This window comes from Phenylobacterium sp. (assembly GCF_004297125.1).
In the GTDB taxonomy this organism is placed as follows: Bacteria; Pseudomonadota; Alphaproteobacteria; order Caulobacterales; family Caulobacteraceae; genus Phenylobacterium.
This window is the reverse complement of sequence record NZ_SCVD01000022.1, coordinates 1-14,817: the sequence shown is the minus strand read 5'-3', so window position 1 is coordinate 14,817 and position 14,817 is coordinate 1. Positions and strand designations below refer to the sequence as shown.

General features: G+C 69.2%; 16 protein-coding genes. 6 read left to right on the top strand and 10 right to left on the bottom strand.

Features of this window, described 5'->3' with window-relative positions; genetic code table 11:
- The first annotated feature begins 112 nt into the window (after positions 1-112).
- Positions 113-799 carry a hypothetical protein gene (locus tag EPO51_RS14960; RefSeq protein WP_293351883.1) on the top strand — a complete coding sequence of 229 codons (687 nt, stop codon included), beginning with the start codon at positions 113-115 and terminating at the stop codon, positions 797-799.
- A 198-nt stretch (positions 800-997) separates the two neighbouring features.
- Here the strand turns inward: EPO51_RS14960 and rpmE are convergent, their stop codons facing one another.
- Positions 998-1,222, bottom strand: coding sequence for a 50S ribosomal protein L31 (gene rpmE, locus EPO51_RS14955; RefSeq protein ID WP_293351881.1), 225 nt, complete (start codon positions 1,220-1,222; stop codon positions 998-1,000).
- Between the two features lie 116 nt (positions 1,223-1,338).
- Here rpmE and EPO51_RS14950 point away from each other — a divergent pair, with 116 nt between their 5' ends.
- Positions 1,339-3,198 carry an ABC transporter transmembrane domain-containing protein gene (locus EPO51_RS14950; protein WP_293351879.1) on the top strand — a complete coding sequence of 620 codons (1,860 nt, stop codon included), beginning with the start codon at positions 1,339-1,341 and terminating at the stop codon, positions 3,196-3,198.
- A 155-nt stretch (positions 3,199-3,353) separates the two neighbouring features.
- Here EPO51_RS14950 and EPO51_RS14945 read toward each other — a convergent pair whose 3' ends face one another.
- On the bottom strand, positions 3,354-4,415 hold the full coding sequence (locus EPO51_RS14945) for a glycerophosphodiester phosphodiesterase (protein ID WP_465246607.1): 1,062 nt from the start codon (positions 4,413-4,415) through the stop codon (positions 3,354-3,356).
- Between the two features lie 23 nt (positions 4,416-4,438).
- Complete coding sequence (locus EPO51_RS14940; protein ID WP_293351875.1) at positions 4,439-5,236, bottom strand: inositol monophosphatase family protein; 798 nt, start codon at positions 5,234-5,236, stop codon at positions 4,439-4,441.
- A gap of 77 nt (positions 5,237-5,313) precedes the next feature.
- Here EPO51_RS14940 and EPO51_RS14935 point away from each other — a divergent pair, with 77 nt between their 5' ends.
- Complete coding sequence (locus EPO51_RS14935; RefSeq protein ID WP_293351873.1) at positions 5,314-5,715, top strand: GFA family protein; 402 nt, start codon at positions 5,314-5,316, stop codon at positions 5,713-5,715.
- A 42-nt stretch (positions 5,716-5,757) separates the two neighbouring features.
- On the opposite strand, the gene thiE is transcribed toward EPO51_RS14935, so the two are convergent.
- From thiE to EPO51_RS14915, 4 genes are read right to left on the bottom strand one after another with little or no spacing between them, the layout of a single operon-like run.
- Positions 5,758-6,408 carry a thiamine phosphate synthase gene (thiE, locus tag EPO51_RS14930; RefSeq protein ID WP_293351871.1) on the bottom strand — a complete coding sequence of 217 codons (651 nt, stop codon included), beginning with the start codon at positions 6,406-6,408 and terminating at the stop codon, positions 5,758-5,760.
- Positions 6,409-6,432: 24 nt separating this feature from the next.
- Complete coding sequence (locus tag EPO51_RS14925) at positions 6,433-6,579, bottom strand: hypothetical protein (RefSeq protein WP_293351869.1); 147 nt, start codon at positions 6,577-6,579, stop codon at positions 6,433-6,435.
- Positions 6,563-7,588: a cytochrome d ubiquinol oxidase subunit II gene (cydB, locus tag EPO51_RS14920; protein ID WP_293351868.1), complete on the bottom strand. Its 1,026-nt coding sequence runs from the start codon at positions 7,586-7,588 to the stop codon at positions 6,563-6,565. Before cydB ends, EPO51_RS14925 begins: the two co-directional genes overlap by 17 nt.
- Positions 7,585-8,967, bottom strand: coding sequence for a cytochrome ubiquinol oxidase subunit I (locus EPO51_RS14915; RefSeq protein ID WP_293351866.1), 1,383 nt, complete (start codon positions 8,965-8,967; stop codon positions 7,585-7,587). The genes cydB and EPO51_RS14915 overlap by 4 nt, the downstream gene beginning before the upstream one ends.
- 202 nt (positions 8,968-9,169) lie before the next feature.
- Here EPO51_RS14915 and EPO51_RS14910 point away from each other — a divergent pair, with 202 nt between their 5' ends.
- From EPO51_RS14910 to EPO51_RS14900, 3 genes are all read left to right on the top strand, one after another.
- Positions 9,170-9,355, top strand: a complete 186-nt coding sequence (locus EPO51_RS14910; RefSeq protein ID WP_293352100.1) for a (2Fe-2S)-binding protein — start codon at positions 9,170-9,172, stop codon at positions 9,353-9,355.
- A gap of 143 nt (positions 9,356-9,498) precedes the next feature.
- On the top strand, positions 9,499-9,981 hold the full coding sequence (gene bfr, locus EPO51_RS14905) for a bacterioferritin (protein WP_293351864.1): 483 nt from the start codon (positions 9,499-9,501) through the stop codon (positions 9,979-9,981).
- Positions 9,982-10,056: 75 nt separating this feature from the next.
- Positions 10,057-11,715 carry an MFS transporter gene (locus EPO51_RS14900; RefSeq protein ID WP_293351862.1) on the top strand — a complete coding sequence of 553 codons (1,659 nt, stop codon included), beginning with the start codon at positions 10,057-10,059 and terminating at the stop codon, positions 11,713-11,715.
- Positions 11,716-11,731: 16 nt separating this feature from the next.
- Here the strand turns inward: EPO51_RS14900 and EPO51_RS14895 are convergent, their stop codons facing one another.
- The 3 genes from EPO51_RS14895 to fba form a co-directional block, all read right to left on the bottom strand.
- Positions 11,732-13,189 (bottom strand): catalase, encoded by a 1,458-nt coding sequence (locus EPO51_RS14895; protein WP_293351860.1) that lies wholly within the window; start codon positions 13,187-13,189, stop codon positions 11,732-11,734.
- Positions 13,190-13,286: 97 nt separating this feature from the next.
- A complete protein-coding gene (locus EPO51_RS14890) occupies positions 13,287-13,823 on the bottom strand; it encodes a 2'-5' RNA ligase family protein (RefSeq protein WP_293351858.1) in 537 nt (178 codons plus the stop codon).
- A 22-nt stretch (positions 13,824-13,845) separates the two neighbouring features.
- A partial coding sequence (gene fba, locus EPO51_RS14885) for a class II fructose-bisphosphate aldolase (protein ID WP_293351856.1) occupies positions 13,846-14,817 on the bottom strand: 972 nt, incomplete at its 5' end.

Here is a 14,817-nt window from a genome sequence, read left to right as displayed (position 1 = left end):
AGTCATCGACTGTCCTCACGGCGAGTCATCCGGCTGGCGGCCAGCTATAAGCCGCGCCCACCACTTCGTCGCTGCGACCGCTTCTGACGCATCGCCATGTTTTGATCCTCGCATGTCCACCGGAAGTGACATGCGCGAGCGGCACGAACGCGTGCTGGCGGAGATGGCCGAGACCGGGATGGTCATGGTGCGCGCGCTGAGCGCGGCCATGGAGGCGGCCGAGGACCTGTCGGTGCGGGTGCAGGTAGGCCTGGCCTATCACCGCGTCTCGCGCGCCGTGCGCCAGACCATCGCCCTGGAATTCCGGCTGGCCCAGGCGGCGGACCGCGCGGCCCGCGAGCCCGCAGCCCCCCGACCGGCGACGACGCCCGCCCCGGCCCCTGAGCCCCGGCCGTCACCCGAACGCGGGGACTGGTACGAATACGAACGCGCCGAGGCCGACGAGGCGTTGGAAGACCTGGACGTCCTGCTGGAGGCCGACGACGCCGACCCCGAGGCCGTCCACGCGGCGGTCGAAAGCTGCATCGTCCGCATCCGCCACAACCTCGACCTGGCGCGCCCGACCCTGCGTTGTTCCATCTCCTCACCCGTAGGAGGACCGCGCGAAGCGGGGTGGAGGGGGGGCCGATCAAGCTCGGCGCGCCCGGCCGACCCCCTCCACCACCTTGCAGGTGGTCCCCCTCCCCCTACGGGTGAGGAGACATGGAGCCGTGGCGTCCAGCCACGATCTCGATCTGGGCTCCTGGGCGGCGCCGCGGCGTTACCGCGCCCGCCGGACCCCCGGCGCAGCTCGGCGTGACTCCCGGCGCGCATGCGCCTCCCAATCCGACCCCACGCGACCGGACGGCCCACGGCCGGCCGCGCCGCGGCCTGCTCGTGGGGTTCGTGGTCCCCGCCACGCCCCCGCCACACCGCCGCCGACAGCAAAACGCCGCGAAGGTGGCCCCTCGCGGCGTTTGCAATGTCTCGCGCCATCCCCGCCTGCGCGGGGACTGGCCTACTTGCGCGTGAAGGCGCCGAACTTGGCGTTGAAGCGCGACACGCGGCCGCCGCGGTCGAGCATCTGGTGGCCGCCGCCGGTCCACGCCGGGTGGGTCTTCGGATCGATGTCCAGGTTCAGCGTGTCGCCGGCCTTCCCGTAGGTGGACCGGGTCTGATAGCTGGTGCCGTCCGTCATCACGACGGTGATGAAGTGGTAGTCGGGGTGAGTGTCTTGTTTCATCGCACGGGCGCCTGACGTAATGGAGCGGCCAACTTGGGCCGGCCGCCGGTGAAGGCGGTCGAAAAGGAAGCCGCGCGTATAGAGAAACGCGCGGGCAAATGCAAGGTGCGAGACCGATGAGCGAGCCGGGGCCAGAGTCTTCCGCGCCCGGATCCCATGTCGAGGGCCGGCCCAGCGCCGGCCAGGCCATGGCCCAGACCCTCGCCGAGAACGCCGCCAAGCGGGGCAGGAGCCGGAACGTGGGGGCGCTCAGCCGCCTGGGCCCCTTCCTCACCGCCCACTGGGGCCGCGCACTGGCCTCGCTGGTGTTCCTGCTGCTGTCCACCAGCGCCACGCTCGGCATGTCCGGCGCGATCCGGCTGGTGGTGGACAACCTGACCAAGCCCGGGCTCGACGCCGCCACCGTCGACCGCAGGTTCCTGATCGTCGGCGCGGTGGCGGGCACGCTGGCGATCGCCACGGCGCTGCGCTTCTACTTCGTCACCAGCCTGGGCGAGCGGGTCGTGGCCGATCTGCGCAAGGCCACCTACGGCCACATCCTGACGCTGGATCCGTCGTTCTTCCTGCAGACCCGGACCGGGGAGGTGCTGTCGCGGCTGACCACCGACATCGCCATCGTCGAGAACCTGCTGGCGACCTCCGTCTCGGTGGCGCTGCGCAACCTGCTGACGCTGATCGGCGCCCTGATCCTGCTGATGTTCGTCAGCCCGCACCTGACCAGCCTGGTGCTGCTGACCTTCCCCTTCGTTCTGGCGCCGCTGTTCCTGTTCGGCCGCCGGGTGCGCAAGCTGACCGCGTCCGCCCAGGACCGCTTCGCCGACGCCGTGGGGTCCGCCGGCGAGAGCCTGGACGCGCTGGAGACCGTGCAGGCCTTCGGGCGCGAGCGGGCCGCCGCCGACCGGTTCGGCGGGGCGGTGGAACAGGCCTTCCGCGCCCAGATGCGGCGGATCACCACCCGGGCCGCCATGACAGCCGCGGTCATCGTCCTGGTGTTCGGCGGCATCGTCGGGGTCTTCTGGCTGGGCGTACATGCCGGCCTGCGGGGCGACATCTCATGGGGCGCGCTGTTCCAGTTCGCCTTCCTGTCGGTGATGGCCGCAGGCTCCGTCAGCGCGCTGGGCGAGACCTGGGGCGACGTGCAGAAGGCGGCCGGGGCCATGGAGCGGGTGGGCGAGCTGCTGGACGCCCGGCCCGGCGTGGCCGCCCCGCCCAATCCGACGCCCCTGCCCAACCCGCCGCGCGGCGAGCTGGCCTTCGAAGGCGTCACCTTCGCCTATCCGGGCCGGCCCGAGCTGCCGGCGCTGAAGGGCTTTTCGCTCAACGTGCGACCCGGCGAGCGGGTGGCGCTGGTAGGGCCGTCCGGGGCCGGCAAGAGCACCGTGTTCCGGCTGCTGCTGCGCTTCTACGACCCGCAGGCCGGCCGGGTGTTGCTGGACGGCGTCGACCTGCGCGACGCCGATCCCACGGAGGTCCGGGCCCGCATGGCCCTGGTCGCCCAGGAGAGCCCGTTGTTCTCGGGCTCGGCCGCCGACAACATCCGCTTCGGCCGCGAAGGGGCGACGGACGAGGACGTCCGCGCCGTGGTCCGCGCGGCCCAGGCCGAGGGGTTCCTGTCGGCCCTGCCCGAGGGGCTCGAGACTCTGGTCGGCGACCGCGCCCGCACGCTGTCCGGCGGCCAGCGCCAGCGCCTCGCCATCGCCCGCGCCCTGATCCGCGAGACCCCGATCCTGCTGCTCGACGAGGCCACCAGCGCCCTGGACGCCGAGAACGAACACCTGGTCCAGCGCGCGCTGGACGAGGCGATGAGGGACCACACGACCCTGGTCATCGCCCACCGCCTGGCCACCGTGCTCAAGGCCGACCGGATCGTGGTCATGGACGACGGCCGTGTCGTCGAGGAGGGGACCCACGCCGCCCTCGTGGCGAAGAACGGGTTGTATGCGCGGCTGGCGGCGCTGCAGTTCGAGGCGGCTTAGGGCCCTCCTCTCCCCCGAGGCGAAGCCCGAGGGGAGAGGGCGGGGTGAGGGGCGGCTGGGCCTCGGCGCTCTTCCGATGGCTCCGCGAGGATCAACGGCTACGAAGCTGGGTCATGGCTGGACCATCGGTGGATCACACTCGCACGAGCCGCCCCTCACCCTACCCTCTCCCCTCCCACTTCGTGTGGGGGGAGAGGAGACTGGCTCCGCGCCTTCACCGCCAGCCCGGGGAAGTCGCTGAACAGGCCGTCGACGCCGGCGGCGTAGATCGTCTTGAAGACCGCATCCACGTCGCCGTGGGCGGCGGGGCCGCCGTCACGTTGCAGGTTCTTGGGCAGGAAGGCGTTCTCCGCCCGGACGGTCCAGGGATGGACCTGCAGGCCGGCGGTGTGGGCCCACGTCACCAGGCCGGTTGGCTCGCCCAGTACGCCGCCCGCCGTCGGGATCACCAGCGGCCACTCCGGCCCCAGGCCCTCGGCGAAGGCCGCGATGGCCTTGATCCCCGCCTCGGACTTCACGTCGACCGGGGCGGGGCCCTGGCCCACCAGCATCACCCGGCGCGCCTTGCCCAGCTTGCCGAAGGTCTTCAGCGGTTCGGCCTCGAAGCACTGGACGAAGACGGGCGCGGTCTTCGAGTCCAGTCCGTTCTTCCTGAGCGCGTCGGCTAGCCGCTGCTCCAGCGGCAGGCCGATCCCGGCGAAATAGGTCGGGTGCTTCATCTCAGGGTAGGTGCCGATGGTGCGGCCCACCCGCGCGCTCTCGGCCTTCGCCAGGTCGACGACCTCCTGGTAGGTGACGATCGGCTCGCGGCCGTCGAACCTGGCGCTCTCCGCCCGAAGCTGCGGCAGGCGCTCGCGGGCCCGCAGCGTCTTCAGCTCGGCGAGCGTGAAGTCCTCGGTGAACCAGCCCGTGATCTTCTGGCCGTCGATGACCTTCTCGGCCTTGCGCCGGGCGAACTCGGGCCGGCTGGCCACGTCCGTCGTGCCGGCGATCTCGTTCTCGTGGCGGACCACCAGGTGGCCGTCCTTGGTGGCGACCAGGTCGGGCTCGATGAAGTCGGCGCCCTCCGAGATGGCCAGGCGGTAGGCCATCAGCGTGTGCTCGGGCCGCTCGCCGCTCGCGCCGCGGTGGGCGATGACGATGGGCGTCTTCGGCTTGGCGGCGGCCGGCATGGCGGTGGCGGCGAGGCCCAGGGCGGTCAGGGTGCGGCGGGTCATGGTCATGACCCCTAGCTTAGCCGCTATTTTGCGGCAGTCAGGCGACTGAGCAGCTGCGGGTGGAGATCGAGGTTCGCGGCCACCACCGAGCCCTTGCCCAGCACCGCGTCCTCGCCGTCGGCGTCCGTCACCTTGCCGCCGGCCTCGGTGACCAGCAGCATCCCGGCCGCCAGGTCCCAGGGCTTCAGGTCGCGCTCCCAGTAACCGTCGAACCGGCCGGCCGCGACCCAGGCCAGGTCCAGCGACGCCGCCCCGAACCGGCGCACACCGGCCACCCGCTGGCTGATCTGATGCAGCTCCTTCAGGAAGGTCGCGTGCTGGCCGTGGCCCAGGAAGGGGATGCCCGTGGCGAACACCGCCTCGTCCATCCGCTGGCGCGCCGCCACCCGAAGGCGGTGGTCGTTCACGAAGGCGCCCTTGCCCTTCTCGGCCCAGAACAGCTCGTTGGTGATGGGGTTGTAGGTCACCGCCGCCACCACGCCCGCGCCCTCGCGCTCCAGCGCGATGTTGATGGCGAAGTGGGGGATGGCGTGGAGGAAGTTGGTCGTGCCGTCCAGGGGGTCCACGATCCAGGTGTGGGTCTTGTCCGTGCCCTCGATCCGGCCACGTTCCTCGCCATGGAAGCTGTAGCCGGGGCGCGCCTTGGACAGCGCCTCGAAGATCACCTGTTCCGCCTTCAGGTCGGCGGCCGACACGAAATCCGCCGGCGCCTTCTTGGCGACCTGCAGCTCGGCGAGTTCGCCGAAATCACGGTTGAGCCCACGCGCGGCCTTGCGCGCAGCGTCGCTCATCACCTTCAGGAGGGCGGATTGGGTGCTCACGGTTTCAAAAGATCTCGGCCGGGGATAGAGGGCGCGGAACCTAGTGTCGGGCCGATGTGAAAGCAAGGAGAGTCCGGATGGAGCGCGAGGCGACCTGTTGGTGTGGCGATCTCGCCGTGACGATGCGCGGCGAGCCGGTGCTGGTGTCGAGTTGCTGCTGCACCCGTTGCCAGCGGCGGACGGGCAGCTTCTTCGGCGTGACGGTCTACTTCCACCCCGACCAGATGGTCGCGCGACGTGGCGAGGCGTCCAATTTCCAGCGGCCGGACGGCGTGACCACCTTCAACTTCTGCCCTCGCTGCGGGTCGAACGTCTGGTGGAGCTCGCCCGAGTGGGATGACGTGCTCGGCGTGGCCGGCGGCGCCTTCGCCGACCCGACCCTGCCCGCGCCGCAGCGGATGGTGTTCACCGCCACGCGGCATCCCTTCGTTTGCACGCCCGCGGGGCTGCCGGAATATGAGGACGGGCCGCCGGAATGACTTCCTCTCCGCTTCGCGGTGGGCGCGGTGGGCGCGGTGGCCCTAGGCCCGCTCGGCCACGCCCGCCGCGATCTCGGCGTTGAGGGCCTTCACCGCCGCGGCGGGGCCGTCGCCGTGGCTCCAGACACCCGCCGAGACGGCCAGGAAGTCCGCACCCGCGGCGGCCAGGCCGCGGGCGTTCTTCACCGTGATGCCACCGATCGCCACGCAGGGGATGACCATGTCCGCCTGCCAGCCGGTCAGCAGCTCCGGATCGGCCCGGGTCGAGGCGTCCTTGGTGGTGGTCGGAAAGAAGGCCCCGAAGGCGACGTAGTCCGCCCCGCCCTCGGCGGCTTCCATGGCCAGGTGCAGGCTGTCGTGACAGGTGACGCCGATCATGGCGTCCGGGCCCATGATCCTGCGCGCCTCGGCCAGCGGCGTGTCGTCCTGGCCGATGTGGACGCCGTCGCAGCCGAGCCGCGCGGCGAGGTCGGGCCGGTCGTTGAGGATCACGGCCACGCCGCGGGCGTGGGCGATCGGCGTCAGCACGTCGACGGCGGCGGTGACGATCTCGTCCGGGACATCCTTCAGCCGGATCTGCAACGCGGCCACGTCGCCGGCGTCCAGGGCGTGGGCGAGGACCTGCCCGAAGGCGGCCAGGTCGTCCAGTCGGGGCGGGGTGATCAGGTAGAGGCGGCAGAGGGGCGGGGCCATGGCCCTACATACACGCCCCTGGGCTCAGCGCAGCAACAGCCTCAAGGCATAGGCGATGGCGGCGCACGAGGCGGCGCCGGTGATCGCCAACCCTGCGAACCAGGCCAGCCGCTCCCAGAGGGGCGGCGGAACCTCGCCGCGCTGTGGCGGCGGCTCAATGATACCCCGCATCGCCCCCGACCTTGCCGCGGAACAGCCAGTAGACCCAGACCGTGTAGCCGATGATCGCCGGCAGCAGGATCGCCACGCCCACCAGCATCAGGCCCAGGGCGTTGTCGGCGTTGGCCGCCTGCCGGAAGCTGAGGTCGTAGGGGACGATGTTCGGGAAGAAGCCCACGGCCAGCCCGACGTAGCCCGACAGGAAGACCAGATAGGCGCCGATCAGCGAAGTGGCCTGGTGCGCGCGGCGCAGGCCCACCGCCACGACCGCCAGGCCCACGAGGCCCAGCAGGGGAATGGGCAGCAAGGGGCCCAGGGTCGCGAGGTTGAACGCGTCGCCGTCGAAGCCCCAGCGGATGGCGATGCGTGGGTGGACGAAAAGGGTGGCCAGGCTGACCACCGCCAGCAGGGCCGCCGTGGCCGCCGCCGCGATCCAGCCCCAGCGGCGCGCGCGCGCCTGCAGGTCGCCCTCGGTGCGCCAGACCAGCCAGGTCGCCCCCAGCAGGCTGTAGCCGGCCAGCAGGCCCACCGAGACCAGCAGGCTGTAGGGCGTCAGCCAGTCGAACGGCCCGCCCGCGAAGCCCCGGCCGTCCAACTTCACGCCCTGGATGAAGCCGCCGAGCACGAGGCCCTGGGCGAGGGTCGCGGCCACCGAGCCCCCGGCGAAGGCGGCGGTCCAGAAGGCCTTGCCCCGGACGCGGCCATGGTGGCGGAACTCGAAGGCGACGCCGCGCAGGATCAGGGCCAGCAGCATCAGGATGATCGGCAGGTACATCGCCGGCATCAGGGCGGCGTAGGCGAAGGGGAAGGCGGCGAAGAGGCCGCCGCCGCCCAGCACCAGCCAGGTCTCGTTGCCGTCCCAGACCGGGGCGATGGACTCCATCATCACGTCGCGCTCGGCCGGCGAGGCGGCGAACGGGAACAGGATGCCGATCCCCAGGTCGAAGCCGTCCAGCAGCACATAGAGCAGCACGGCCGTCGCTATGATCCCGGCCCAGACCAGCGGCAGATCGAGGGTCATCGCGGGGCTCCCCTGGTCCCGGCGGCGAGCGGGGCGCCGGGCGGCTCGTCTATCTCCGCCGGCGGGCTCTCCGGCCCCTCGGCCATTAGCCGCAGGATGTAGAGGACGCCGACGGTGAAGATCACCGCATAGACGAGCATGAAGGCCAGCAGCGAGGCCGAGACCTGGCCCGCGCCAACGGGCGAGACCGCGTCGGCGGTCCGCAGGACGCCGTAGATCACATAGGGCTGGCGGCCCACCTCGGCGACGACCCACCCCGAGATCACCGCCACGAAGCCGGCCGGCCCCATGGCCACAGCGGCCCAGAGGAAGGGGCGGCTGTATTCCGGCCCGCGCGTGCGCCACAGCAGCCAGGCGCCCCAGGCGCCCAGGCCGATCATCAGGAGGCCCAGGCCCACCATCACCCGGAACGCCCAGAACACGATGAAGATCGGCGGCCGGTCCTGCGGCGCGAACGCCTTCAGGCCCTTCACCTCGGCTGAGGCGCTGCCGGCGGTGATCAGGCTGCCGAGCTTGGGGATCGAGATCTCGAACCGATTGCCCTCGGCGTCCCGGTCGGGCCAGGCGGCAATGTGGAACGGCTGCTCGGTGCGGGTCTCCCAGAACGCCTCGATAGCGGCCAGCTTGGCGGGCTGGACGTGCAGCACCTCCTTGCCGGAGAGGTCGCCCACGAAGAGCTGCAGCGGCGCCACGATCGCGAACATGCCGATGGCCATGCGCAGTCCGAGGCGCGATTCCTCGTCGGCGCCGCGCTTCAGGATCCGCCAGGCCGAGGCTGCGCCCACCACCAGGGCGGTGGTCAGGTAGGCGGCCAGGGTCATGTGGGCGAACCGCTCGGGGAAGGTCGGCGAGAAGATCACCCGCCACCAGTCCACCGCCCGCAGCGCGCCATCCGGCAGCACTTCGTATCCGGTCGGGTGCTGCATCCAGCTGTTGGCCGAGACGATCCAGAAGGCCGAGATCAGGGTTCCGACCGCGACCAGCGCCGTCGCGGTGAAGTGCAGGCCCGGGCCCACCTTCTTCCAGCCGAACAGCATCACCCCCAGGAACGAGGCCTCCAGGAAGAAGGCGGCCAGCACCTCGAAGGCGAGCAGCGGTCCGATCACCGGCGAGGCGACCGTCGAGAACACGCTCCAGTTGGTTCCGAGCTGGTAGCTGAGCACTACGCCGGAGACGACGCCCATGCCGAACGAGATCGCGAAGATCTTCACCCAGAACAAGTAGAGCGTCTTGAACGCCTCGTTCTTGGTGACCAGCCACAGGCCTTCGAGCACCGCCAGGTAGCTGGCCAGGCCGATCGTGAAGCTGGGGAAGATGATGTGAAACGCGATCGTGAACGCGAATTGCAGTCGCGACAGTATCAGCGCGTCGAGATCCATCGCTCGTCCCCAAGACAAGCCGCTGGCGCCGTCTCCCGTGGCTCCGAACAGCTCCCAGCTGCAACAACGCCCAAGCTTGGCCGGGGTCTCCGCGACATCCGGTCGCAGGGTGATCGGCGTTCATCATGTGTTGCGAATGACTTGCAAACTTAGTCGCAAGGCGCTAGTTATGAGGCGTCAGTCAGGGACCGCTTGCGCGCTCATGTACGTCTGCAACTGCAATGGCATCCGGGAACGCGACGTCCGCGCGGCTATCGCCGCCGGCGCCGGACGACCCGCCCAGATCTTCAAGGCCTGCGATTCGGCGGTCCAGTGCGCCCGGTGCGTCTGCGACATGCGCAAGATCCTCGACGAGGAGCGCGAGGCGCTGCGTTTCGCGGCCGAATAGGTCGTTCTTCCAGCTAGCGAAAATCATTCGCAGGCGAATTTGCGGGTTTTCCAGCAACCGCAAATCAATCGCAGACATTGTCTTTGACACCGCTGTCCAGCGAGAGGCATTTCCGCCTCTATTGTTTGGATGGAGGCTCTACGGTGCAAGGCGACAAGGCGATCATCAAGCTGTTGAACGCGGTCCTCACCAATGAGTTGACCGCAGTAAATCAGTATTACCTGCACGCCCGCATGTACGAAAACTGGGGTTTCGCCCGGCTGGGCAAGATCACCTATGAAGAGTCGATCGGCGAGATGAAGCACGCCGACAAGCTCATCAAGCGCATCCTGTTCCTCGACGGCCTGCCCAACCTGCAGGACCTGCACAAGCTGTCGATCGGCGAGTCCGTGGTGGAGGGACTGAGGGCCGACCTCGGCGTCGAGACCGGCGGCCGGGTGACCCTGATCGAGGGCATCAAGCTGTGCGAGGCCTCGGCCGACTTCGTCACGCGCGAGCTGCTGCGCGAGATCCTCAGCGATACCGAGGACCACATCGACTATCTCGAGACCCAGCTCAGCCTGGTGAAGAGCCTGGGCGAGCAGAACTACCTGCAAAGCGCCATGGGCGAGCTGCCGGACGCCTGAACACGCCGCGAGGGATTGCCGCGCGACGCCGCATGCCCCTACCGTCCCGCCAAGAGCGTAACGGGGGAGATGGGCATGGCTGCGGCGGAGGCGGAGACGCCGGCGCGCGGATCGAACGTGACGGTGGTCGCGGGCGCCTCCGTGGGCACGGTGTTCGAGTGGTACGACTTCTACCTCTACGGCTCGCTGGCCGGGTTCATCACCCAGCACTTCTTCTCCGGCGTGAACGAGACCACCGGCTATATCTTCGCCCTGCTGGCCTTCGCCGCCGGCTTCGCGGTGCGGCCGTTCGGGGCCATCGTGTTCGGGCGGCTGGGCGACCTCTGGGGGCGCAAGAACACCTTCCTGGTCACCATGCTGCTGATGGGCCTCTCCACCTTCGTGGTGGGCCTGTTGCCCAGCTATGCGACGATCGGGGTCGCCGCGCCGATCCTGCTGATCGTCATGCGCCTGATCCAGGGCCTGGCGCTGGGCGGGGAGTACGGCGGGGCCGCGACCTACGTCGCCGAGCATGCGCCGCCCGGCAAGCGCGGCCTCTACACCAGCTGGATTCAGACCACCGCCACCTTCGGCCTCTTCCTCAGCCTGGTGGTCATCCTCCTGGTCCGCACCAACATCGGCGAGGACGCCTTCAAGGCCTGGGGCTGGCGCATTCCGTTCCTGGTCTCGATCCTGTTGCTGGGCGTCTCGCTCTGGATCCGCCTGCGGCTCAACGAGAGCCCGGTGTTCCAGAAGATGATCGACGAGGGGACCACCTCGAAGAAGCCGCTCACCGAGAGCTTCGGCCAGTGGTCCAACCTCAAGCTAGTGATCCTGGCGCTGGCGGGGCTCACGGCCGGCCAGGCGGTGGTCTGGTACACGGGTCAATTCTACGCCCTGTTCTTCCTGGAAAAGACGCTCAAGGTCGACGGGCCGCTGACCAACACCCTGGTCGCCGTCGCGCTGGTGCTGGGGACGCCCTTCTTCGTCATCTTCGGCTGGCTCTCCGACAAGATCGGACGCAAGCCGGTGATCCTGGCGGGCTGCGTGCTGGCGGCGCTGACCTACTTCCCGGTGTTCAAGGCGTTGACCACAGCGGCGAACCCGCAACTGGCGCAGGCCACCGCCTCGGCCCCGGTGGTCGTGGCGGCGGATCCCGCCACCTGCCACTTCCAGTTCGATCCGGTGGGCAAGCAGGCCTTCACCACCGCCTGCGACGTGGCGAAGGGCGCGCTGGCCAACGCCGGCGTCTCATACGTCAACAAGCCGACGCCCTACGCGGCGGCTGAAACCGCCTACATCATGATCGGCGAGAAGAAGGTCGCGAGCTTCGAGGGCGCGGCAATGCCGGCGGCCGAGTTCAAAGCCGCCAAGGAGGTCTGGACCAAGGGCCTCGCCGCCGAGCTGAAGACCGCCGGCTATCCGGCCAAGGCCGACCCGGCGCTGGTGAACAAGCCGATGGTCGTCTTCCTGCTGTGGCTGCTGGTGATCTACGTGACCATGGTCTACGGGCCGATCGCCGCGGCCCTGGTGGAGATGTTCCCGGCGCGGATCCGCTACACCTCCATGTCGCTGCCCTACCACCTGGGCAACGGCTGGCTGGGAGGATTCCTGCCGACGACGGCCTTCGCCATGGTGGCCGCCACGGGCAACATCTACTACGGGCTCTGGTACCCGATCGTCGTGGCGGCCTTCACCGCGATCGTGGGGTTCTTCTTCCTCAAGGAGATGAAGGGCGCCGACATCGAGGCGTGAGGCTGCCCTTCGCGCCTCACTCCGCCGGTTCGAGCGCAGCCAAGCCGACACGCTGGGCGACGCCCTCGCCGTAGGCTGGGTCGGCCTTGGCGAAGTGGGCGATCTGGCGGCGCAGGATCGCCTCCGGAACGCCGCCCATGGCCGCCGCGATATTGTCCATCAGCTGTCGCTTCTGGTCGTCGCTCATCAGCCGGAACAGATTGCCGGCCTGGGTGTAGTCGTCGTTGCCCACGCGGTGGTCGTAGCGGTCGGCGTCGCCCGAAATCTTCAGCGGCGGCTCGCGGAAGCTGGGATCCTCCTTCGGCCCGCCGAAGCTGTTGGGCTCGTAGTTCACCGATCCGCCGCCATTGGCGTCGAAGCGCATCGCGCCGTCGCGGTGGTAGCTGTTCACTGGGCTTTTGGGCCGATTGACCGGAAGGGCCTCGGCGTTCGTGCCGACCCGGTGGCGATGGGCGTCGGCATAGGAGAACAGCCGGAACTGCAGCATCTTGTCGGGGCTGTAGCCCACGCCGGGGACCACGTTGGCCGGCGAGAACGTCGATTGCTCGACCTCGGCGTGGTAGTTGTCCGGGTTCCGGTTCAGCTCCAGCTCGCCCACTTCGATCAGCGGATAGTCGGCGTGCGGCCAGACCTTGGTCAGGTCGAAGGGGTTGTACGGCGTGGTCTCGGCCTCGGCCTCCGGCATGATCTGGACGTAGACGGTCCACTTGGGGAAATCGCCGCGCTCGATGGCCTCGAACAGGTCGCGCTGGTGGCTCTCACGGTCGTCGGCGACGACCGCCGCGCCCTGGGCGTTGGTCAGGTTCTCGATGCCCTGCTGGGTCTTGAAGTGGAACTTCACCCAGAACCGCTCATTGCCCGAGTTCAGGAAGCTGTAGGTGTGCGACCCGAAGCCATGCATGTGCCGGTAGCTCCTGGGCAGGCCGCGGTCCGAGAACAGGATCGTCACCTGGTGCAGGCTTTCGGGCGACCGGCTCCAGAAATCCCACATGGCGGTGGGATTGCGCAGGTTCGAGCGCGGGTCGCGCTTCTGGGTGCGGATGAAGTCGGGGAACTTCAGCGGGTCGCGGACGAAAAACACCGGCGTGTTGTTGCCCACCAGGTCCCAGTTGCCCTGCTCGGTGTAGAACTTCAGCGCCCAGCCGCGCACGTCGCGCTCGGCGTCCGCCGCGCCGCGCTCGCCGGCCACGGTGGAGAAGCGCAGGAAGATGTCGGTCTGCTTGCCGACCGCCGCGAACAGGTCGGCGCGGGTGTAACGGGTTATGTCCCGGGTGACCGTGAAGGTCCCGTGGGCGGCCGAGCCCTTCGCGTGGACGACGCGCTCGGGAATGCGCTCGCGGTTGAAGTGGGCGTGCTTCTCGAAGAGGTGCAGGTCCTGGACCAGCAGGGGGCCGCGGGGGCCTGCGGTCAGGCTGTTCTGGTTGTCCGAGACCGGGATGCCGGCGGCGGTGGTCAGGGTCTTGGGCTTGTCCATGGGGCGTCTCTCTTCGCGGTGTGGGGAGAGAGTGCGCCCATAGTCGCCAGAAGGAAAATTGATCCTTCCAGTAGATAGCATAGATCTTTTGTATAGTTCAGCCGAACCAGCCGTGCTTCGCCAGCGGGATGTCGGCCACCTTGCGGACCACGTCGCCGGCGCGGCGTTCGACCTCCAGGGCCTCGATGTGGCCGGGGACGTCGATGCCGCCCATGTTCAGCGCCTGGGCCAGCTTGCGGGCGGTGGCGTACTCGGAGGTCGTGGCGACCGTGATGTGGGGCAGGTACGGGGTGTCGGACCGCAGCGCCGTCTCGATCCCGCCCACGTGCAGCGCGTCGTGCAGCTTCAGGATCGCGCCGAACCCCTCGTCGGGGATCAGGAACACGTGGAAGCGGCCCACGGTGGGCTCGGGAACCACCAGGGCCGACCTCAGCCGGAAACGGATCCGCGGCACGTCGGCGGCCAGCTTGCGGACCTGCTCGGCGAAGGCGCTCGGCGTCATCTCGGCGCCGTGGAAGATCAGGGTGAAATAGGGCGGCCCGCGGCTGCCGGCGCGGCGCGAACGGATGTCGGTGAGCCACGCCAGGTCCGCCTTCTCGAAGTGCGGCCTGGCGATGACTTCAAGCGTTTCCATCGGCTCCCTGCAGCCTTTGGGGCTACTCGGCGGCGACCTTGGTCAGGCCGAGCTTCGGGGCCAGTTCGCCCGAGGCGTAGCGCTTGGCCATCTCCGAGAGCGGGATCGCCTTGATCTTCGCGGCGTGGCCGGCCGTGCCGAACTCCTCGAAGCGCTGGATGCACACCTTGCGCATGGCTTCCTTGGCGGGCTTCAGGTAGCCCCGCGGGTCGAACTCGCCCGGCTTCTCGGCGAACACCTTGCGGATCGCGGCGGTGATGGCCATGCGGTTGTCGGTGTCGATGTTGATCTTGCGCACGCCGTGCTTGATGCCGCGCTGGATCTCTTCCACCGGCACGCCCCAGGTCTGGGGCATCTCGCCGCCGTACTTGTTGATCAGGTCCTGCAGGTCCTGCGGCACCGAGCTGGAGCCGTGCATCACCAGGTGGGTGTTGGGCAGGCGGCGGTGGATCTCCTCGATCACGTTCATGGCCAGGACGTCGCCATCCGGCTTGCGCGTGAACTTGTAGGCGCCATGGCTGGTGCCCATGGCGATGGCGAGCGCGTCGACCTCGGTGGCCTTCACGAACTCGACCGCCTGGTCGGGATCGGTCAGCAGCTGGTCGTGGCCGAGCTTGCCCTCGAAGCCGTGGCCGTCTTCCTTCTCGCCCATGCCGGTCTCGAGGCTGCCCAGCACGCCAAGCTCGCCCTCGACCGAGGCGCCGACCCAGTGGGCCATGTCTACGACGTTGCGGGTGACCTTGACGTTGTAGTCGTAGTCGGCGGGCGTCTTGCCGTCGCCCATCAGCGAGCCGTCCATCATCACCGAGGTGAAGCCGTACTGGATCGCGGTGGCGCAGGTGGCCTCGTTGTTGCCGTGGTCCTGGTGCATGCAGATCGGGATGTGCGGGTACATCTCGGCCATGGCGTCGATCAGGTGCTTCAGCACGATGTCGTTCGCATAGGACCGGGCGCCGCGCGACGCCTGCATGATCACCGGCGAGTCGGTGGCCTC